This is a genomic window from Endozoicomonas gorgoniicola (assembly GCF_025562715.2).
Classification (GTDB): Bacteria; Pseudomonadota; Gammaproteobacteria; order Pseudomonadales; family Endozoicomonadaceae; genus Endozoicomonas_A; species Endozoicomonas_A gorgoniicola.
Window position 1 is genome coordinate 25,117 of the sequence record NZ_JAPFCC010000001.1, and the last position, 20,258, is coordinate 45,374.

Below are 20,258 nucleotides of genomic sequence, written 5' to 3' on the forward strand. Positions count from 1 at the left end.
CCGGCTACCCGATTTAGCCGTCGCTGCTTGGTATTATTTCGTAGCCCAAAGATGATGCGCTTTGAAGGAAGCCATTAATATTTCCAGCTCCCCATTCTGTGCTTACTGTAATCTTACAGTCAGTAAGTTGAATGAGATCATTATCTTTAATGAAGTGTCTTTTGTTTGTTTTTCCCTTGTATTTTTCTTCCACATACTCTGAATCGTTGAAAACACCTGTAGATCCTTGGATAGATTTAGGAAATAGATGCTTCAATTCTTCGTATGAAATATCTGGGTTGGCTAAAACATGCTCACGTATAACTGCATGAACTAACCTTGACTTTCCATATGCAGAATCTCTGAAAATATATTTTGTAGTATCTTTTTTTCTTTTTTCTGAGCTTTCTAAAGCTTTGTTTGTTAAGCCTTCATAATGGTTCAATAGCTTTTCAATAACATTAGCTGGTGTATCAAAGCCTTGTGCATGTTGTTCTAAACGGTTGTATATTTTTGCTGGAATTCGTATTACATGGCTCATCACTTTATCCTTACTTCATGATGGGTAACAATGTAACATGTAAGCTTGTAAACGACAATGATTTAATATGTATAGACGGCTAACAAGTGGCTATGGTGTTGCGTACTCCAGTCAAAATGAACACCTTCTGATCAGGGTGAGCAATACACCCTTCCACCATTTGATGACAATGATCTTCCAGGCGGCCAATACGAAGCCTAAACTTCCGCAGCCCTTGTTGCTTTAGGGATAGCGCCTTAAGTCAGTGCCATTGATCCAAAACCGATAGCATTAAATCAGGTGGATTATTATCCGGCAGTCCTTATAATCCGGCCCCATTCATTCTTTTTGTTAATAGATAAAGGCTGGTAACTTTTATGGGTTTTAGATGCGGCATCGTTGGCTTGCCCAACGTCGGTAAGTCCACTCTGTTCAATGCACTGACCAAGGCAGGTATTGACGCCGAAAACTTCCCGTTTTGTACCATTGAGCCAAACGCCGGTGTAGTGGCTATGCCTGACCCGCGCCTGGACAAGCTGGCAGCGATTGTCAGTCCTGAGCGTGTATTGCCGACTACCATGGAGTTTGTCGATATTGCCGGTCTGGTAGAAGGTGCTTCCAAAGGGGAAGGTCTGGGTAACAAGTTTCTGGCGAATATCCGTGAAACCGATGCGATTGCCCACGTTGTGCGCTGTTTTGAAAACGATAATGTTATTCACGTTGCCAACAAGGTCGACCCTGAAGCGGATATTGGCATCATCAACATTGAGCTGGCCATGGCTGACCTGGAAAGCTGTGAAAAACAGCACCAGCGCGTAGTTCGTGTTGCCAAGAGTGGTGACAAGGAAGCCGTTGCACAAAAAGCGCTGCTGGAAAAGCTGATTCCGCATCTGGAAGAAGGCAATCCGGTTCGCTCTCTGAAGCTGGACGACAATGAGCAGGCGCTGGCCCGCATGTTCCACCTGCTGACCACCAAGCCGACCATGTACATTGCTAACGTGGACGAAGACGGTTTTGAAGATAATCCTTACCTGGATAAAGTGCGTGAGATTGCTGAACAGGAAGGTGCAGTAGTTGTACCTGTCTGCAATAAACTGGAAGCTGAAATTTCCGAGCTGGAAGACGATGAGCGCGATGAATTCCTGCAGGACCTGGGTATGGAAGAGCCGGGTCTGGATCGTGTGATCCGCGCGGGTTACCAGCTGCTGAACCTGCAGACCTACTTCACTGCCGGTGTGAAGGAAGTACGTGCCTGGACGGTTAAAATTGGTGCCACAGCGCCTCAGGCCGCAGGCGTTATTCATACTGACTTCGAGCGTGGCTTTATTCGTGCCGAGGTGACCTCTTACGACGATTTCATTGAGTACAATGGTGAGCAGGGTGCGAAGGAAGCCGGCCGCCTGCGTCTGGAAGGAAAGGAGTACATCGTTAAGGATGGCGATGTAATGCACTTCCGTTTTAACGTTTAATGCTTCTCCTTCCCTTTAAATAAAAAGAGTCAGCGCTGCTGACTCTTTTGCCATCAACACGCTATCAAACGCTTTTTTTGGTATCAACCACGCTGTCTTCGGTACCGAACTGGTTAGGTACATAAGCGTCAGCCTGATAATCGTTTTCCCAGGTTTCATTATCCAGCAGGTATTTGAAACGGAATGAGGAATCTTTTGGCAGACGGACTCTTGTACGAAAAACCTTGTCCTTTTTAACGTACTTCATTGTTAGCGGGCTCCACTCATTGAACTCTCCGGCGAGTGCTACGGATTTAATGTCGTCTCTGGAAAACTCAAAAGTAACTTCAGCCTCTTTTTTTGTTTTAAAAAATTTCTTCTTTAGCATTAAAAATCCCCTATCGAGCAAGTCAGACAAGTGTTACCTGTTTACTGCCTGCACTTCCCCCGAAATGCAGATAAACAGGAAACCCCAGTATGATACTTGAATGTTTAGGCTTTGTGTCAAAGCATAATTTCTTGTTTGCACAGTTAAAATGCGCATGCTCCTTTGAATTGATGATTAATCATTCATTCATCATGGAATTGAGTAAAGCCTGTGCCGTTATCATTTAATCGGGTTGGGTATAAATGATAAAAAATGATTTGATCACCTATAAATAACAGCTTCGAACAAAGTTGGTCAGGTGTAAGATTCCACCATGAAGCGGTTACTTATTTTATTGCTTTCCCTTATGTACCAGAGAAGGCTTTGCTCTCAAGAATAATGCGGCGAATCTGTTTCAGGTTTTCAGCTTCGTCAGTACCCTTATTAAAGGGAATAAAGATTGCACCGAGCAGTCCTTTGCCCCCGGGCATAAAGTAGATGTAGTTGTCCTCCGTTGAGGCAGACAAGGGACTGCGATAACGGGTGTAAATAATGTAATGCAACTGTTCTATAAAAACACGCATGGTATGTTCACGGTCGTGATGATGTCATACCCTGTGTGTCCTCCTGAGATAGAATCCGTAGCAATTTCGAAGTATTAGTAGGTATTTGCTGAAAAAACAGCCCAAGTGGTTGACAGGCAAGGCATAAATCCTGAAAATGCGCTTCGTCTTTCGGGGCTAGGTAGCTCAGTTGGTTAGAGCACAGCACTCATAATGCTGGGGTCGGCAGTTCGAATCTGCCCCTAGCTACCATTGCAGGCAATGACTGCAACCACTGGTTGACATTGATTGAAACGATGGTAACTTCGAAAGCGTCTTAACGACACCAGTTGGGGTATCGCCAAGCGGTAAGGCACCAGGTTTTGATCCTGGTATGCGCAGGTTCGAATCCTGCTACCCCAGCCATTTTTCTGTCGGCTTCTGCAAAGCAGAGGTTGCGTTGCCGGTCTGGTTGTTTTTGAGTTTAAGCTCAATGGCATAACGGTTGACAGATTAATTAGAAATCCAGATAATGCACGCCGGTTTGATGGCTAGGTAGCTCAGTTGGTTAGAGCACAGCACTCATAATGCTGGGGTCGGCAGTTCGAATCTGCCCCTAGCTACCATCATCCTCGTCTTAATGACATCGTTGGGGTATCGCCAAGCGGTAAGGCACCAGGTTTTGATCCTGGTATGCGCAGGTTCGAATCCTGCTACCCCAGCCATCTTCTCTGATGAAGAATTTTAAAAGCCTGCTTAAGTGATTAAGCAGGCTTTTTTCGTTTGCCCAGCGAAGCGGGCAAACCCGTCAGGCTGAAAGAAGCCTGAGCCGCCCCGACTGAGGGGAAGGCAATCTGAATGGCAAGGGCGTAACTGGCCAACGGTTGGGTCTGAAGGAAGCCATAGGAAGTCAGAGGTACACAGCGCAAGCGAACCTGATTCGGCAGGTTGGGAGCGGCAAGCGTGCGAAATAGCGCAAAGCCCGATACTCAGTCAGTCCCAACTCTGTGCTTGAGGGTGGCATTTCTGACAGGGAACCGTTTAGTAACTGGGGAAGCCTGGCATCAATCTCTGAATCTCAGGGGCTGTTATCGCAAGAGGAAACTCAAGGGTAACAGTGGTGTGAGGTGGCAGATGATCCTGTAGTAGTGATGAAATTCCGGCCTGTGAAGGCGGGTAACCGTTCGGAGGGCAAAACCGGAATGACTACAGCCAGAGTGACTGTAGGGCATGTGTCGTCAAAAGCGGCAGATGTTGCGAAGGGGTGAAGCATTCTTAAAGAACAGTCAGACCGCAGGAATGACACTGTGAGCGCACAAGCTGCCTGACGAGGCAGGACATCTTCGGCTGGTGAGGTTGGGAACAATCCTGCTAAAAGAAAGAGCCGCGCTCGGGAGTAAAGGACAGGTAGCAGGTAGATTGCCTTGAGCCAGAACGCCTGTGAATGTCCATGAAGAATCCGGCCACAGTAGAAGGATGGCGCAATCTGTCTGTCGTGAGACAGTAACTGATGAGAGTATATTATAGCCTGTATGGGCGCTTGCTGACGATGGAAGCGCTTTACAACGGATTCAAAAAGGTATGGAAAGCGAAAGGTGCGGCCGGAATAGATGGGCAGAGCCTGAGCGACTACGCCTCGAATCTGCGTGGTAATCTTGAACAGTTACTGCTTGAATTGCGGGAAAAGCGCTACAAACCGCTACCGGTAAAGCGTGTAGAAATCGACAAAGAAGACGGTGGAAAGCGTCTGCTGGGAATCCCCGCAGTAAAAGACCGAATCGTCCAACAAGCACTTCTAAATATCCTGACCCCGATCTTTGATCCGGACTTCCACCCGTCCAGCTATGGGTACAGACCGAATCGAAGCTGCCATCAAGCCATTACCAAGGCGACCCTGTTCATACGGAAGTACGACAGACGCTGGGTGGTGGACATGGACTTGTCCAAATGCTTTGACCGACTCGACCACGAGTTAATTCTCAAGGCGTTCAGGCACAAAGTGGCAGATGGAAGCATCCTGAACCTGATCAGAATGTTCCTGAAAAGCGGGGTGATGGTTGGCTATCAACTGGAAGCCACGGAAACAGGCAGTCCACAGGGCGGAGTGATCAGTCCCTTAATCTCAAACGTCTATCTTGATGCGTTTGATCAGGAAATGATGCGACGCAAGCACAGGATTGTCCGCTATGCGGACGATATCCTGATTCTGTGTGGCTCCAAAGCAGCGGCAGAAAACGCTCTGAAAGTGGCGACCAAAGTACTGGAGCAAGACCTGAAACTGACGGTCAACCAGAATAAAACACACATAGCCCATAGCGGCGAGGGTGTGAAATTTCTGGGAGTTGAAATCCTGAGCAGCTATACGCGCATACAGGAAAAGAAGCTCAACGCACTGAAAGCAAAGGTAAAGCGAATCACGAAAAGGAATCGGGGAACGAACCTTGAAGGAGTAATCCGAGAACTGAACCCTGTGATACGAGGATTTGCTAATTACTTCAGGATAGCGAACTGTAGTCGTGAATTAAAACGGCTGACAGGATGGATGAGGCGCAGGCTGAGATGTTTACAACTGAAACAGTGGAAGAAACCAGCGAAGCTGCATCGTCGGCTGAAGCAACTGGGTTACAAGCCACCATTTAAGTACATCAAAATGCGTTCATGGAGAAATGCGTGCAGTCCCCTGTCGCATTTAGCCATGCCGAACAACTGGTTCAATGAGATAAAGTTGTTCAATTTGGAAGGCGTTAAAACGGGCGTTCTTGCCCCTTATTGTTAAGGGATAGAGAGTGCAGGAGCCGTGTACGAGGTCCGTACGCACGGTTCTGTGGGAAGGACGGGGCAATAGCCCCGCCTTACCTAATGTTGTGCAGGTTTTGTACTAAACAGCCATGAACAAAAAAATGTAGCTTTTGCCCTCCTGCCCAATAAGCCAGAAGTATTCGATTGTGTATGACCGGATATTTAAGCAGGCTTGTTTGTACATTTTTTACCTTTAAAGATCAGAATTATTCTGAGTTTCATTTGGTTATGGGGAAACCGTGTCCTGCTCTATAGCCTCATCATACTGCAGCTCCTGGCTATCATTATGCTCAGGCAGTTCACCTAAACTGATAGGTTTCAGTGTTACTTTCAATTCGCTGTTGTTACCGAAGGAGACGCCTTTAAGCGTTAACGGATCCCAGTTGCTGTTGATGTTGGTTTTTTTACTGCCAATCACTCTACCGTCGATTTCTACCACCATTTCGTAGGACATTTCGGGCATATAGTAGTACATGCCTCCAGCAAAGATATCAAACCGGTAAGTAGGGTTGTAGTTATCCAGATTGTCCTTAGACCAGCCAATGCTTCCCCCGGGGTAGGGTTGATACGTAGGAACCGTGTCACTGTTTGCGTTTTGCAATTGTACATTAGTGTTATACGGAACCATTACACCGCCCGCTTTTTTGACAGGGAGAATCTGAAATATTTGCCCTTCTACTTTGGTAAAAAACACTAAGGCGTTATTGACAAAACCTGCTCCTTTGGCGCTAAAGCCAAAGGTGCCTGGTATAGCTCGCGTCTGGTCATCAAAGCTCAGGGAAGCTGCGAAAAGGGAAGTGGAAATACCACTGGCCAGAAGGAATGAAGCTGTCTTCATAACGATCTCTACTCTTTCAGAGACTACGAGCAAACTATTATAGCCGCACTGCTGAAGTTGGGCTTTGAGACGGTATAAAGACCGCATAATTCCTCATGCCAGAACAGGCACAACTACGTACAATGCAGCGTTATTATTACCAACGTTCCATTATACGAAGAGGCTGGCTTTGGAATTTGTATTGAGTCTGGACTGGGCGCTGTTGTTGTTTCTGGTGGGATTGACGGCAGGGTTTGTCGATTCCATTGCCGGTGGTGGCGGGTTGATTACGGTACCCGCTTTGCTGGCGGTGGGATTAACTCCGGCTCAGGCGCTGGCTACCAATAAACTGCAAAGTAGTGGCGGAGCCTTTTCTGCCAGTTATTATTTTGTTCGCAAGGGCATGGTGAAACTGGGCGACCTGAAGCTTGCCATTGCCCTGACTTTTGTGGGCAGCGCCCTGGGTACCATACTGGTACAGACGATTGATGCCAGTGTGCTGGAACAGATCATCCCCTTCCTGATGATCGGCATTGCCGGTTACTTCCTGTTTTCTCCCAGTGTTGGCGACAAAGATCGTAAGCAGCGCTTTTCCATTAACCTGTTTGCCCTGACAGCCGGATTCGGTATTGGCTTTTATGATGGTTTCTTTGGTCCGGGAACTGGTTCGTTCTTTGCTATTGCCTTTGTCAGCCTGATGGGGTTCTCCCTGACCAGGGCGACAGCCCATACTAAAGTGCTAAACTGCACCAGCAATATCGCGTCGCTGCTGTTCTTTATACTGGGCGGAGCCGTAGTCTGGAGAGTCGGCCTGGTGATGATTACCGGTCAGCTGATTGGTGCCAGACTGGGTTCAAAAATGGTAATGAGCCGAGGTCAGAAGATTATTCGACCGATGATTGTGATAATCTCCCTGATAATGACTGGAAAACTGCTGTGGAATAATTACGGCCACTTACTGTTTTCCTGATAACAATGATTTTTATGGCAGTTAATGGATAGTTCCTGGTACAGCATCCTGTTTGGGGGCGTTTATCTTGCCCTGATTATGGCGTTTGCACTGAACATTATTATGCACCGGCGCTCTGTTGGGGTATCCCTGGCGTGGCTGGTATTGTTGTTTGCCTTACCGGTTGCCGGGTTTGTCTGTTATCTGCTGTTTGGCCCCCGTCGTCTGGGCATCAAACGTATCAAACGGCTGGAAAAACTGCATCCGGATTATGAACAGTGGTCTGATCATCTGACTGCGGTTATCTCAGGCACGTCGGTCAGGCAGGATGCCGCTCAACAACACCCTGGTATCTATACCCTTTCCGAGCAGGCGCTGGGTATTCCGGTTATGCCCAGCAGCAATCTGCAACTCTTTCACGAAACCGATGCCATTATTGATGGCATTCTTCAGGATATTGAACGGGCGAAAAAAAGTATTGCTCTGGAGTTTTATATCTGGGACGCCACCGGGCGTGGCAGAGAGTTGGCAGAAGCTCTGGTCAGGGCAGCCAGACGGGGCGTTGATTGTGTGGTGGTGCTGGATGGAGTGGGCAGTCGTCATTTTTTAAGGCACTACTGGGGCAGGCGCTTTCGTCTGGAAGGGATCAGTGTAACCGAGTCACTGCCGGTGGGCTTGCTGCGTATGCTGGTGGAGCGCATCGACATTCGCAACCATCGCAAGATACTGGCTGTGGATGATGATATTGCCTGGACTGGCAGTTTTAACCTGGTGGACCCGGAATACTTTAAAACCGACGCCAACGTCGGGCGTTGGGTCGATGCCATGGTGCGCATGGAAGGTGTTGCGGCTCATGTAATGTCTACTGTCGTGCATTGGGACCGAACCCTGGAAACCGGCGAGCCATTCTCCGTTTTACAGTCAACTTATGAGATGCCCCGCAACCAGTTGAGCGACAACCGGGCGGCTGTGCATATTATGCCTTCGGGTCCTGACGGGCAGCGGGAATCCATTCATCAGGTGTTGTTGACAGCGATTTATGAGAGTAAAGAAGAATTGCTGATTTCCACACCTTATTTTGTACCGGATGAAGCCCTGTTAACGGCGCTGCGTTCTGCCGCCATGCGAGGTGTCGATGTGCAGCTGCTGGTGCCGGAAAAAAACGACTCCCGTATGGTTCATTATGCCAGTCGTTCTTATTATGACGAGCTGCTGAATGCGGGCGTCAGCATTCAGCAGTTTAAAGGGGGGTTGCTGCATACCAAGTGCGTACTGGTGGATCGCTCTACCATTTTGTTTGGTACGGTAAACCTTGATATGCGCAGTGTCTGGCTGAATTTCGAAGTCACCCTGATCATTTACGACCGGGCTTTCAGCCAGACCATGGCGCTGCTGCTGGAAAGCTACATTGCATTGTCAGAACCTGTTGAGCCATCCAGCTGGGCTAACCGGCCTTTCCGGAGAAAGCTTCTGGAAAATACCATGCAGCTGATTAGTCCGCTGCTATGATAATCTGTCGGCAGGGTATACGACGCCAAGCATTTTTCTGGCGTCGGTCATAATTTCGCTGATGACTTGAGTGGTCACAAGACCGGGGTGTTGGTACTGCCTGTTTTGGATCAGTTCTGCAAAGGCCTTTGCTTCATACTCCAGGGTATTTTCAGGCTGGGTAATGCCCAGCTTCTCTGGTGCTTCCCCTCTGATAATGCGTGTCACTGTGCGGCAGTCGGAAATTTGCTCGATCAGCAGCGCTCCGGCTTCTCCCTGAATATCACTGGGTGTCAGTCCATCGCTGACTTTTGAATGGCTGACCAGTACTTCAAAGCCTTCATACTTCAATGTCAGGGAGCCGTGGGCGTCTACTCCGGACTCTAACAGACTGCCACTGGCTGAAACCTGCTCAGGCTTACCGAACAGTTCAATGGCTGCGGTCAGCGGGTAGATACCAATATCCATCAGAGAACCGTTTGAGAACTCAGGGTTAAAGGTATTCGGGTTCTCGCCATCCAGGTATTTCTGGTAGCGGGAAGAGTACTGGCAGAAACTGAAATGCGCTCGCCGAATTTTTCCCAGTGAAGGCAGAGCTTCCCGGCTTATTTGCAGGTTTGGCAGATAGCGGGTTTTCATGGCTTCCATTAATACGACGTTGTTTGCCAGGGCAATTTCGATCAAATGCCTTACTTCGTCAATATTGGATGCCAGAGGCTTTTCACCAACAACATGCTTGCCCTGTTTTAGAAAAAGCTCTGCCTGGGAAGCGTGCAGGGAGTTTGGACTGGCAATATAAACAGCATCAATATCCGGGTTATCAGCTATTGCTTCAAGATGGTCATAGCAGTCAGTCACCGCATATTGCTCAGCAAAGGCATGAGCAGTCTCCAGTGTGCGGGAATAAACGGCAGTCAGCTTGAGAAGTCTGGTCGTGTGGGCGGCCTGGCAAAAGGCGTGGCTGATCCAGTTGGTACCGATAACAGCAAAACGAATCATATCTTTGAACCCGTGTTTTAAAAATGAACTCCGACAGGCTCCTGGCCTCTGATAGAACAGGATGTCGGAGTTCATTCAGTTGTCACTTACTGATCAAAACGAACACGGTACAGCAGTGAGTAAATCACCGGCAGCACCACCAGCGTCAGTACCGTGGCAAAACCAAGACCAAAGATAATGGTCACTGCCATGGAGCTGAAGAAAGCATCTGAAATCAGCGGCACCATCCCCAGCATCGTGGTCAGAGCGGCCATGCAGACCGGACGCACACGGCTGACACAGGCATCCAGAATCGCCTTCTGCATAGATGTAGCGTTTTTCGCTTCAATGTTGATCTGCTCAACCAGTACGATGCCGTTTTTCAACACCATACCGGACAGGCTCAGCATCCCCAGCAAGGCGGTAAAAGTGAACGGCATATTCAGAAGCAGCAGACCCGCAGCAATACCAATAATACTCAACGGCACTGTTGACCAGATAGCCAGTGGCTGTCGTAAAGTATTGAACAGAAGGATAGTCACCAGGAACATCGACAGGTAGCCTACTGGCAGAGATCTGAAGATATTCTTGTTGGCTTCTGTAGACTTTTCGAACTCTCCTCCCCATTCGAAGCTGTAACCTTCTGGCAGAGGGATGGCTTCAAGGTCGTCTTTCAGCTTCTGGCGCATGGATTCCGGCGTGTCGTTACTGAACGGTGCTACGTCAGCCAACACTGTCAGAACACGCTTCAGGTTGCGGCGCATGATCAGCGGGTTTTCGGTTCTGGTCTCAAACCCTTTCACGGCCTGGTTGATGGGAACAAACGCATTGCGCTCCTGGCTCCATACCTGCAGGTCATTAATATGGTCTGCATTTAAGCGTTCTGCCTCTGGTGCGCGGGCAACAATAGGCAACAGATGACTGCCATCACGGTACAAGCCGACCTGTCGACCGCTGAAGTTCATCAGCAGGGTGTTGTCCAGTGACTGTTTGGTGATGCCGCTGCGACGGGCAGCTGCTTCATCCAGTTGTGGACGAACAATCGCTACCGGTTCCCGCCAGTTATTGCGGATATCAACCGCACCCGGAACCGCTTCCATGATTTCAACCGCCTGTGCGCTCAGCTGGCGCAGCACGTCCGGGTCTGGCCCGTAGAAACGAGCTTCAATCCGGGCAGCAGGTGCGGGGCCGTTTTGCAGCAGCTTGAATTTGTATTCGTACTCAGGGTGCTGGCTCTCAAGGTGCTCACGAATTTTTGGCAGCAGGGTTTCAATGGTCTGCAGACTGTCGGTTTCAATCATCAGCTGACCATAGCTGCTATACAGATTCTCCGGCGTATAAGTGAGAATAAAGCGTTGTGCGCCCATGCCCATTACCGTGGTAACGTTGTGTACCTCATCAAAGGCCAGGACCTCCTGCTCAAGTACCTGCATATTTTTCTGGGTTTGTCGTATATCGGTGCCTTCCTGCATCCATACGTCAACAAAGAACAGCGGCGTATTGGAGGGTGGGAAGAATGCCTGTTTAACGTGGGAGAAACCTGCAATCGCACCCAGCAGGGCAGTAACAACCAACACCAGTGAAATAATGCGATGTTTCAGCGCCTTATTCAGAATGGCACGATAAGCGACAAACAGAATGCCTTTGTACGGGTCTTCAGGGTTACCGGTCAGTGTCGTTTGATCCGGGTCTTTGAAGACCATGTGACAGAAGAACGGTGTCAGGGTAATTGCCAGAACCCAGCTGATACTCAAAGAGATCAACAGAACCATGAACAGAGACCCCAGGAAGTCCCCGGTAGCGTCCGGAGATAGCCCGATGGGAGCAAAAGCCATGATGGCTATAGCGGTCGCGCCCAGCAGTGGCCAGATATTCTGTTGAACGATGTTCTTGATCGCTTCCATACGGGTCTGACCACGTTGCAGCCCTACCAGTACTCCCTCTGTCACCACAATAGCGTTATCGACCAGCATTCCCAGGGCGATGATCAACGCACCCAGAGAGATCAGCTCCAGCTGTATAGACAGAATGTTCATGCCTATAAACGTGCCGAGAATGGTCAGCAACAAAATACCGCCCATCAACAGGCCGGAGCGTAATCCCATGGCAAACAGGAGAACAACAATAACGATGGCAACCGCTTCAACCAGGCTGATGATAAAGTTTTGCACCGAGTGGTCAACAATATCGGGTTGGCTATATACAGGGGTCAGCTCTATGCCCAGGGGGCGGCTGGACTCCAGTTCGGCCATGCGTTGGTTAACGGCACGACCAACGTCGACAACGTTAACACCTTTGGAGAAGGAGATACCCACCGACAATGCTTTCTGACCATTGCTGCGGTACAGGTTAAACGGTGTTTCATCAAAGGCTTTGTAGATAGTGGCAATATCACCCAGGTACACCAGCTCGGAGCTGCCCGGAATATTGATCACCAGTCGTTCCAGTTCCTTAATGGACTGAAATTCTCCGGTTGGGTGAATGCGTACAGACTGACCTTCGATCAGCATACTTCCAGCGTTGGAGACAATGTTCTGGTTCTGGATCAGGCCGAAGATCAACTTCGGGTCCACGCCCAGTGAAGCCAGTTTTGACTGGGATATTTCAATGACGACCTGCTCGGAAACGTTACCGGCAATAGAGACTTTTTTAACACCTTTTACCAGTGTCAGCTCACGTCGCAGAATGTTGGCATAGTCTGCCAGTTCCCGGTAAGTGTAATCTTCACCGCTGATGTTATACAGAATGCCGTAAACGTCACTGAAGTCGTCATTGACGATGGATGGATAGACGCCGGGAGGTAACGTCCCCTGGCTGTCACCAATCTTGCGGCGTAGCTCATCCCATATCTGCGGGTGCTGGTTCGCCTTGAAATCGAAGGACAGCTCAACCATTATCTGGGAATTGCCAGCGCTGGAGACGGACGTGATATTCTTCACGTATTCCAGCTGCTGTATAGCGCGTTCCAGTGGCAGAGTAACTTCTTCCTCAACCTGCTCCGGTGAGGCACCGGGGTAAACGGTGTTAACCATCGCCTGGGGAATCGGGAATTCAGGAAACTCCAGTTGCCCCAGATTATTAAACGACACTACGCCGCCAATCAGCAGCAGGACAACCAGTGTCCAGCTGATGACTTTGTTCTTAATTGAATATTCAGCGATATTCATGGTTATACTCCACGCTCACGTTCCAGCGGCTTGACTTCCATACCTGCACGCAAACGGTTCAGGCCAGCAGATATAATCTGTTCACCATCCTCAAGACCGGAGGTAACGGTAATCCCGGAATGGGTAATACGACCAACGGTAACGGACCTTGGGGTAACTGTTCCGGTTTCAGCGTTATATACCCAGGCCTGATATTGACCACTGCTGTCGTCTTTAAGAACGGCTGTCATGGGTACAATAAATTCAGAAGCAGAGCTGTCATTGCCCATAGCGCGGGGGATATCTATCGCCATAGTTGCGCCCATACCCGGATAGACGGTAAACGACTGTGGTGCAGGCATGGAAAAGGTCACTTCATAAGACTGGGTACCTGGAGTAACTTTGGTGGCATGCTCTTTATAAGAGACCTTGTATTCTGTGCCATTGCTCCCTGAAGGGCTGCCTGCAAAGGTCACTACTGGCTGATAGGCTGGATCGATGCGGTCTTCCTTTACCCGGGTCAGAATGCTTTCAGGCACCTGGATACTGACATCCAGAGTGTGATGATCCTGTAGAATCAGAACCGGCTGCTGGGCCTGAACGGACTGATAGTTTTCCACCAGAGTCTGGGCAATACGGCCAGCAAAAGGTGCGGTTAATACCGTATCGCTGAGGCGGTCTTTAGCCAGTTGCAGTTTGACTCTGGATGCCTTTAGACGAGTGCTGGCGTTATCGAAGTCAGACTGGGACACCATCTTCTTATCACGCAGGGACTGAATACGATGAAAGTCGGACGCTGCCAGGTCGTAATCGGCCTGAAGGGCTGCCACTTCGTTCCTGAGATCACGGTCATCCAGTTTTGCCAGCAACTGGCCCTTTTCAACAATCATTGCGGGGGTCGCCGGAAACTCGATCAGTTCACCTGGAATCCGGAATGAGATAGATGCTTCTTCACTGGCTGCGACGATTGCAGGGAACTCCCTGAGATTTTGTGACCGCTGGTTGACCACTTCGAACAGCTTTACCGGTCGTACGACACTGACCTCTTGTTCTACAGGCTCTGAACAGGCGGTCAGAAAACTGAGAGAAACGGTTGCCATTGTCACAGTGCGGACAAATCTGGCAAGTGAGTTTGGTTTCATGGGATTCCTTGTTCTTTATGTATTAGTAAGTTCTTTTCGAATTTAAAACGAATATTATTCGTTGTTGTTTAAAGTCATTGCAAGCGTCACAGCTGTCAATAAAAGCTAATCCAGCAATTCTTCCTGAACGAGTTTTCTGGTCAGAACTTCCAGAGCGCTCAGTCGTTCATCAAAGTTGTCAGGATATATGTCCCAGCTTGTGAAAAAACGCTTAATTTGTCGTTTATGCATGGCGTACGATTTTTCAGGGGACAGTACCTTATTAAACACTTCAAACCCGGACTCTTTTATCTGAAATAAGCCCCAGGTGCAGGCAAAGAGGCCCAGCTCCAGCTCCAGGGCCAGCTCTTCCGAATAGTCCAGTGTTGGGTGTTGCTCAAGGAGCTCTTTGGAAATTACCTTCATCCATGAGTACATTTCATTACTGAACTCATTGATGGCAATGTACCGCTGGCTGGAAGCCCGTTCCCAGACAAAAGGGTTCATGGCCAGTTGCTGAAGGCGGTAATGCCCCGGATACTGGTCATCGCTATACCATAGACAGAAGCACATCAGAACCATACGTTCATGAGGAGGCAGATCCAGCTGGAAAATGCGCTTCTTTACTGGTTCACGCATTTTGAAAATGGCATCGGCACATCCCAGTAGCAGATCCTCTTTGCTGGAAAAGTGTGAGTAAATTGCTCCCATGGAGCAGTCGGCTGCCTTGGCAATATCAGACATGCGCAGATCGAGAAAACTGCGCTCATCCAGCAACTTGATCGTTGCTGTCAGGATATCGGCCTCTCTTTGCTGGCGTTTTTGTTGTCTGGACATCAGGTTACCGGTTTATGAAATTTTTTCGAATAATATTCGTTTTTTTTCTGAAAAAGCTACAAATGAGTGTTCATAGGGCTATGCCTGATCCAATTGAAACCCTGATCTCGACATAACCATTCGCAGGCATTGGTTGCCAGTACACTTCGCTGACAGGAAGGTTGTGTATATCGTCTTGCTCGACAGATGACATAAATTAGCTTTCTCCAGATCAACGACTCAGGGCAAACATTATAGATTCTCAGTCTGATGGTCATGAATCAGATGCGTTGATCTCGTATATTTTTCGGGGTTCACCGCATACTTACACATGAACCCCCATTTACCGGCCTTATTTATAGTAGAAAAAAGTATAATCTTTATACTCAAATAGTCTCAAAATAGGCTTGTTTTTCAGAATCTTACCACTACTTTTAAGTCAGATTAATAGTCATCTTTATAATCTTTCTAATCGAGATTAGATTAATGGTTACATCTGTGAAAACCAGAGCTAGAGTGGTAACCGATAACACTGGGTTTGAGCTTGAATTGCCTGTGCTTGTTAGTAAAGATGGTGTCCTGGAACCTCTACTTGATTACCTCCTTGTAAACCAACACAACCGAAGCAACTCATGGTGCGAAAGAGTAGTGCATGGAGCATATCTACTCATGCAATATATCGAAGCTAACCAATCTTGCTTTTCAAGCCCAAAATCACTTTTTGAGTCTTTCGTACGACATCTATACAGTGGCACGATCGACAACGATGGATATGATCCATCAGGTTTATATTGGCTTCCTGCATCAACTCAAACGGTAAATGGCCTTATTAATTCTTTAACGGGACTAACTGATTACTTAGCAGATAATATTGAAAACCTTAAAAGTATGAACCCCAATAGGATGGCCTCCAGATTTGAAGAACGGTTAAATTATGCTGCTTGGTATCGTCGTAATCAAGAAGATTTTCTTGGTCATATTAAGGATAAAAGTATTAGTTCCACATCTTTAAGAGCAAGAAACATCATGGGGAAACGACTTTTAGTCGTTAGCAGTCACACTGCAACACAATTTCCAGAAAATATATTTAAAGATTTTTTTGTAAATGGCATAGGAGCAAATAAAGATCCAAGATCAGCAATCCGAAATCAACTTATTTTGCTTATGTTGCATTTTACTGGGTGCCGTGAAAGTGAAGCCCTTCACTTATGGATAAATGATGTATTAATAGATCCATTAAACTCTGAAAGCGTATCTATTCGCATTTATCATCCAGAAGAAGGAAAGGCTCCCGATAATTGGGTTGGATCACAAGGGCAAACACATAGAGCTGCATATCTTCGAGAAAGATATCTAATTACCCCAAGAAATAAAATACTTGGTACGAAGAAGGTGGGCTGGAAATGTCGGGTAATGGATCATTCTGACAAATACATTCAACTGTATTGGTTTCCAACCAAAGCGGGGGTATTATTTAATAAACTTTGGCGCATGTATATTAAGTATCTTGCTGTTACTGATAGGTTACATCCTTATGCTTTTGTAAGCTTCTCCAAAAAAAATATAGGCGCAGCTTTAACTTTAAATGCATTCAATGATGCTTATAAAAGAGGTTTAATTCGGATAGGAAAAGCACCCTCAAAAGAGGCAGGACTAACACCCCACAGCCATCGTCATTCTATGGGAAGAAGGTTAGAAAGAGCAGGTGTTCATCCTAGAATAATTCAAAAAGTTCTACATCATGTATCAATAGAAAGTCAAGATATTTATACAGCGCCATCCTTAGAAGATATTAGTCAGTCTTTGAATAAAGCAAACTCAATTATAGAGAGCGAAGGTATAGATAACACAACTAATCAACGTCAGTCTGATTGGGATGAGCTAATGAAAGTATATGCTGATTAATAATCAGTATTTTTTAAAGGTTAGTAACTATGAGTAGGAAAAGAATAGACAACCGAACAACTGATTTAAGTTGTTCATGGCTCACAAAAAAATATGGTAAAGAATGGGAGTTGTGGAGAGAATATGCTGAAAACTGGTTGCACTCAATAAAGCTAGGTCTTACGCCAAGGCTTCAGTCAGTAGTGTGGTTTCTAGAAACCTACATAGTAAAACAAGAGCTCTCATCAGAACCACTGCTTTTTTTAAATGGCGACTGTTATCTACCAAAGCTTTTTCCCATTATTGAGCAAGGAGTAAAATCTAATGGTAAGTACACTCGAAATAATCAAATAGTTGAATTTATTGACTGGGTTATTGTTAATTATTTCAGCGAGCCAGATGACAACGGAAAACCAATAGCTTTATTCCAAAACCCTTTCACTTATATTAGTGAGAAAGGATATCGAAGTGAAACGGTTTATAATCCAATTCCATATCGTTATATTAAAGAGTTAAGATCAATTTTATGTCCAGATCCTAATGGGCATTTTAGCAATTGGACCTGGGCTCAAGAGCAGTCTGGAAAAAATGTCACCGGGAATCTTGGAGATTGGTACGAAGTGACTAAAAACCTTATCGATACAAATGATCCAGATTGTGTATGGAGGAAAATAGTAGTCGAGCAGGGGCAATATTACAGTAGAAATGGAAAGCGTTATAGAGTAAAGAGAAAGAATGGTTTAGAAATCTATCAGATGTGGTCTCCTGTTAGGCCTATGATTTTATTTATCAAGTTACATTTACCATTAAGGACTTATCAAGTTCGAATGCTTGATTCTGGTGAAGCAGATACTTGGCGTTATCTGAATGGAACTTTTAAATTAAATAAACAAAACAGTTTTGTTTTGGGTTCAAAAAAAAATCCATATTCAAAAGGTGTATTTAGACGTCTTATATCCCCCGATACAGGTAATTGTCATACAGCCTTATATATCAATACCAATAAAACCGCAGACCAAAACAAAGCGGCGATTGATCGGGGTTATACTATACCATGGGAACATGAGCAGGTTTTGTATTGGCTAGAAAAACTTCGTAACTGGCAAGAAAAGTATAATCCTATAGAGTCCCCTACACCTTGGTCATGTCTTCAAAAAAAACATACAAGTGAATTAAAGTCCGAAGCACTTTTGGAAGAAATTGGTAAAACTTGTTTCTTATTTAGAAATGCGAGTGCAACAATAAGTGAAGATAAAATGAAGCCGTTGTGTGCCAACAACGAAGCTAACTTATGGTACAGATTATTATTTACTTTGGAAAGTACAGTAAAAAAAAGGAATGGAGAGGCTTTATTGAGATTCGTCAAACCTTATGGCGGGAACATTCCGATAAGCCAGAGGTATTCAACCGAATTTCCTCTTCATAGTTTAAGAGTTAGTTTACTTACTCATTATGCAATGGATGGTGAAGTTCCTATCCCTGTGCTGTCAAAATTAGTTGCTGGACATAGCCGCTTGATAATGACCTTATATTATATAAAGATATCTCCTGCTGTAATGAGACAGAAAATGGATGAGGCTGAATCAAAAATAGAAGCTGAAGAATTACGACAGCTTAGCAATTTCTTAACAGATGCAACAATTCAGCAAATCAAGGAAAAAGCAATTTTCAGAGATTATACAAGCCTTGAAATGGTTCTTGTAAACAGAAATCCAGCAGGCTGGGAACAACGGCATATAGGTTTATGTTTGGCAGGTGGTAACACAGTTAAGTCAGATGAAACAAATCTTCTAGCTGGTTGCTGGAATGGTGGAGAATGTAAAAACCCATCAGCAAGACCACGCTCTCAAGTTTACGATCCTGTTCCTCACGGACCAGAAAACTGCTGCAGGTGTCGTTGGTTTATAACCGACTCAGCATATTTAGATGCACTCAGAGGACACTTTAACAATCTAAGTTATCATGCGTCCTTAGCTGCTAAATTAGCTATTGAAGCTGAGCAAATTATGGAATGCTTAGAAGATGAGCGATCTTCAGCAGAAGATGCCAGCATGCCCTTTAGAAAACAATCGGAACTTCAACAGGCTCAACGTCGTTATGAAAAACAACTCGTAGAAGCTGATGAATATGCTAAAGATATGCGTGCATGCTTTACTTTGATTCATCGGATTATCAATTTAGAAGAAAGTAGAAAAGCTAACGATAATAAACAGAAATTAGTTGCAGTAGGAAAATTGCATGATATCTATCAACCAATTGCATTACTGGAAACCCAATCGGAACTGTTGCAACTTTCTGGAATCTGTGAAGATGCAGAAGTTTATCCTGAGTTAGCTGATGATCTAAGAAAAACTCCAGCAATTGAAAAAAGGTCTAATTTTTTAGACTCAGCGTTAATTCGTGAAGGTTATCAACCAATCTTTATAACATTAAATGAAAAAATGCAACTTATGGTTGGCAACTCTTTAATGAGAATAATGGCAAAGCAAGCTTGCCCTGATGACTGGCAACTATCAGGAATGAAGACAGTATGCAGCATAATAGAGGCAAAACAGTCGCTTTACGAAGCCGGTTTTTTAAATGTTGGCATAGAGGCATTAGAGAAGTCATGCAATAAAACAATGTTCTTTTTGAGAGACATAATATCAAATAATCATTCATCTCTTTGTACGGATTATGATGATGTCTATAGTTGATCCGAAGCAAATACTTTCCAACCTCAAAGAAAAATCTAACAGCAGAAAAAAGAAGACTCTTGATTTAATCTTTGGATTATTAGAAGAGCAGGCGAAAAAGGAAGAACTGGATTTTTCTATTGCTACTATTGGCCGAATGTCTGTTCTTGCTGGGGGGCCAACAGCTCAGTCTATCCATAATAAGAATGGAGCAGATTACCGCACTCTTATTGAGGCCTATGCATTGGCACATGGAACAACACGGAAAAAACCACCAATTCAACCCCTTCAGCGAGCAAAACAAAATCATGGAGCAAAAGATTATGACCTACTCTCAAAGATCAATGATCCTGCAATGAGAGCGGCAATTGGAACCATTATCAGAGAAAGGGATTTATATAGAAATGAACTAAAAGTACTAAAAAGCAAAGCTTTTATAACGGTAGATAGGCGGGTTACAAAAAGCACAGAGCAAGCCACTGTTGAAGTACTTCCATCGTTGGCAGGGTTATTTACACCTAGCCAAAGAGAAGCACTAGAAGACGCTATCAGTGATAAGTTAATGGCTCGGAGAGGCTGGCATTCTCAGCCCAATGGACGCGTTAAGGATGAAAATGGCAGGCACCTTTATAAACCAGGGTATGTCACAGCAATAGAGAAGATACTGAAAGAGTCCAGTTCCTGTGACAAATAATTTAACGTCAGTATGTAACGATAATTATATAAAGT

16 protein-coding genes and 4 tRNA genes are annotated in these 20,258 nt (G+C 45.9%); 11 read left to right on the forward strand and 9 right to left on the reverse strand.

Going from position 1 to position 20,258, the window contains the following annotated elements:
* Window positions 1-13: 13 nt before the first annotated feature.
* The gene (locus NX722_RS00125; protein WP_262566169.1) at window positions 14-520 is read right to left on the reverse strand and encodes a hypothetical protein; all 507 of its coding nucleotides are present in this window, start codon (window positions 518-520) and stop codon (window positions 14-16) included.
* A gap of 356 nt (window positions 521-876) precedes the next feature.
* Here NX722_RS00125 and ychF point away from each other — a divergent pair, with 356 nt between their 5' ends.
* Window positions 877-1,968 carry a redox-regulated ATPase YchF gene (gene ychF, locus NX722_RS00130; RefSeq protein ID WP_262566170.1) on the forward strand — a complete coding sequence of 364 codons (1,092 nt, stop codon included), beginning with the start codon at window positions 877-879 and terminating at the stop codon, window positions 1,966-1,968.
* A 64-nt stretch (window positions 1,969-2,032) separates the two neighbouring features.
* On the opposite strand, the gene NX722_RS00135 is transcribed toward ychF, so the two are convergent.
* Both NX722_RS00135 and NX722_RS00140 read right to left on the reverse strand, forming a co-directional pair.
* On the reverse strand, window positions 2,033-2,335 hold the full coding sequence (locus NX722_RS00135) for an isoamylase early set domain-containing protein (protein ID WP_262566171.1): 303 nt from the start codon (window positions 2,333-2,335) through the stop codon (window positions 2,033-2,035).
* 344 nt (window positions 2,336-2,679) lie between these two features.
* Entirely contained in the window at window positions 2,680-2,898 is a 219-nt protein-coding gene (locus NX722_RS00140; protein WP_262566172.1) for a hypothetical protein, read from the reverse strand.
* A 154-nt stretch (window positions 2,899-3,052) separates the two neighbouring features.
* On the opposite strand from NX722_RS00140, the gene NX722_RS00145 reads away from it, so the two are divergent.
* The 4 genes from NX722_RS00145 (at window position 3,053) to NX722_RS00160 (ending at window position 3,581) form a co-directional block, all read left to right on the forward strand.
* Window positions 3,053-3,129, forward strand: a tRNA-Met gene (locus tag NX722_RS00145).
* A gap of 78 nt (window positions 3,130-3,207) precedes the next feature.
* A tRNA-Gln gene (locus NX722_RS00150) sits at window positions 3,208-3,282 on the forward strand.
* A 123-nt stretch (window positions 3,283-3,405) separates the two neighbouring features.
* Window positions 3,406-3,482: transfer RNA gene (locus NX722_RS00155), tRNA-Met, on the forward strand.
* Window positions 3,483-3,506: 24 nt separating this feature from the next.
* Window positions 3,507-3,581: transfer RNA gene (locus tag NX722_RS00160), tRNA-Gln, on the forward strand.
* 39 nt (window positions 3,582-3,620) lie between these two features.
* On the opposite strand, the gene NX722_RS00165 is transcribed toward NX722_RS00160, so the two are convergent.
* The gene (locus tag NX722_RS00165) at window positions 3,621-3,785 is read right to left on the reverse strand and encodes a hypothetical protein (RefSeq protein ID WP_262566173.1); all 165 of its coding nucleotides are present in this window, start codon (window positions 3,783-3,785) and stop codon (window positions 3,621-3,623) included.
* A gap of 581 nt (window positions 3,786-4,366) precedes the next feature.
* On the opposite strand from NX722_RS00165, the gene ltrA reads away from it, so the two are divergent.
* Window positions 4,367-5,632, forward strand: a complete 1,266-nt coding sequence (gene ltrA, locus NX722_RS00170; protein ID WP_262563619.1) for a group II intron reverse transcriptase/maturase — start codon at window positions 4,367-4,369, stop codon at window positions 5,630-5,632.
* A 249-nt stretch (window positions 5,633-5,881) separates the two neighbouring features.
* On the opposite strand, the gene NX722_RS00175 is transcribed toward ltrA, so the two are convergent.
* The gene (locus NX722_RS00175) at window positions 5,882-6,493 is read right to left on the reverse strand and encodes a hypothetical protein (protein WP_262566174.1); all 612 of its coding nucleotides are present in this window, start codon (window positions 6,491-6,493) and stop codon (window positions 5,882-5,884) included.
* Window positions 6,494-6,662: 169 nt separating this feature from the next.
* On the opposite strand from NX722_RS00175, the gene NX722_RS00180 reads away from it, so the two are divergent.
* On the forward strand, window positions 6,663-7,442 hold the full coding sequence (locus NX722_RS00180; protein ID WP_262566175.1) for a TSUP family transporter: 780 nt from the start codon (window positions 6,663-6,665) through the stop codon (window positions 7,440-7,442).
* Between the two features lie 24 nt (window positions 7,443-7,466).
* Complete coding sequence (cls, locus tag NX722_RS00185) at window positions 7,467-8,930, forward strand: cardiolipin synthase (protein WP_262566176.1); 1,464 nt, start codon at window positions 7,467-7,469, stop codon at window positions 8,928-8,930.
* Here the strand turns inward: cls and NX722_RS00190 are convergent.
* The 4 genes from NX722_RS00190 to NX722_RS00205 all read right to left on the reverse strand — a co-directional run bounded on the left by NX722_RS00190 (window position 8,925) and on the right by NX722_RS00205 (window position 14,991).
* On the reverse strand, window positions 8,925-9,908 hold the full coding sequence (locus NX722_RS00190; protein WP_262566177.1) for a Gfo/Idh/MocA family protein: 984 nt from the start codon (window positions 9,906-9,908) through the stop codon (window positions 8,925-8,927). The two genes, cls and NX722_RS00190, sit on opposite strands and share 6 nt — an antisense overlap.
* Window positions 9,909-9,994: 86 nt before the next feature.
* On the reverse strand, window positions 9,995-13,054 hold the full coding sequence (locus tag NX722_RS00195; protein ID WP_262566178.1) for an efflux RND transporter permease subunit: 3,060 nt from the start codon (window positions 13,052-13,054) through the stop codon (window positions 9,995-9,997).
* Window positions 13,055-13,056: 2 nt separating this feature from the next.
* Window positions 13,057-14,175: an efflux RND transporter periplasmic adaptor subunit gene (locus NX722_RS00200; RefSeq protein ID WP_262566179.1), complete on the reverse strand. Its 1,119-nt coding sequence runs from the start codon at window positions 14,173-14,175 to the stop codon at window positions 13,057-13,059.
* A gap of 105 nt (window positions 14,176-14,280) precedes the next feature.
* Window positions 14,281-14,991 carry a TetR/AcrR family transcriptional regulator gene (locus tag NX722_RS00205; RefSeq protein WP_262566180.1) on the reverse strand — a complete coding sequence of 237 codons (711 nt, stop codon included), beginning with the start codon at window positions 14,989-14,991 and terminating at the stop codon, window positions 14,281-14,283.
* 477 nt (window positions 14,992-15,468) lie between these two features.
* On the opposite strand from NX722_RS00205, the gene gmtY reads away from it, so the two are divergent.
* From gmtY to gmtX, 3 genes are read left to right on the forward strand one after another with little or no spacing between them, the layout of a single operon-like run.
* A complete protein-coding gene (gene gmtY, locus NX722_RS00210; RefSeq protein WP_265442320.1) occupies window positions 15,469-16,875 on the forward strand; it encodes a gamma-mobile-trio recombinase GmtY in 1,407 nt (468 codons plus the stop codon).
* Between the two features lie 29 nt (window positions 16,876-16,904).
* A complete protein-coding gene (gmtZ, locus tag NX722_RS00215; protein WP_262565739.1) occupies window positions 16,905-19,550 on the forward strand; it encodes a gamma-mobile-trio integrase GmtZ in 2,646 nt (881 codons plus the stop codon).
* Window positions 19,537-20,223 (forward strand): gamma-mobile-trio protein GmtX, encoded by a 687-nt coding sequence (gene gmtX / locus NX722_RS00220; RefSeq protein WP_265442321.1) that lies wholly within the window; start codon window positions 19,537-19,539, stop codon window positions 20,221-20,223. The genes gmtZ and gmtX overlap by 14 nt, the downstream gene beginning before the upstream one ends.
* Window positions 20,224-20,258: the final 35 nt, after the last annotated feature.

What these genes read in the sequence shown, in the direction of transcription:
- gmtZ (WP_262565739.1), top strand. Translation starts at nt 16,905, where the DNA reads ATGAGTAGGAAAAGAATAGACAACCGAACAACTGATTTAAGTTGTTCA.
- NX722_RS00140 (WP_262566172.1), bottom strand. Translation starts at nt 2,898, where the DNA reads ATGCGTGTTTTTATAGAACAGTTGCATTACATTATTTACACCCGTTAT.
- gmtX (WP_265442321.1), top strand. Translation starts at nt 19,537, where the DNA reads ATGTCTATAGTTGATCCGAAGCAAATACTTTCCAACCTCAAAGAAAAA.
- ychF (WP_262566170.1), top strand. Translation starts at nt 877, where the DNA reads ATGGGTTTTAGATGCGGCATCGTTGGCTTGCCCAACGTCGGTAAGTCC.
- NX722_RS00195 (WP_262566178.1), bottom strand. Translation starts at nt 13,054, where the DNA reads ATGAATATCGCTGAATATTCAATTAAGAACAAAGTCATCAGCTGGACA.
- NX722_RS00200 (WP_262566179.1), bottom strand. Translation starts at nt 14,175, where the DNA reads ATGAAACCAAACTCACTTGCCAGATTTGTCCGCACTGTGACAATGGCA.
- NX722_RS00175 (WP_262566174.1), bottom strand. Translation starts at nt 6,493, where the DNA reads ATGAAGACAGCTTCATTCCTTCTGGCCAGTGGTATTTCCACTTCCCTT.
- NX722_RS00205 (WP_262566180.1), bottom strand. Translation starts at nt 14,991, where the DNA reads ATGTCCAGACAACAAAAACGCCAGCAAAGAGAGGCCGATATCCTGACA.
- cls (WP_262566176.1), top strand. Translation starts at nt 7,467, where the DNA reads ATGGATAGTTCCTGGTACAGCATCCTGTTTGGGGGCGTTTATCTTGCC.
- ltrA (WP_262563619.1), top strand. Translation starts at nt 4,367, where the DNA reads ATGAGAGTATATTATAGCCTGTATGGGCGCTTGCTGACGATGGAAGCG.
- NX722_RS00135 (WP_262566171.1), bottom strand. Translation starts at nt 2,335, where the DNA reads ATGCTAAAGAAGAAATTTTTTAAAACAAAAAAAGAGGCTGAAGTTACT.
- NX722_RS00190 (WP_262566177.1), bottom strand. Translation starts at nt 9,908, where the DNA reads ATGATTCGTTTTGCTGTTATCGGTACCAACTGGATCAGCCACGCCTTT.
- NX722_RS00125 (WP_262566169.1), bottom strand. Translation starts at nt 520, where the DNA reads ATGAGCCATGTAATACGAATTCCAGCAAAAATATACAACCGTTTAGAA.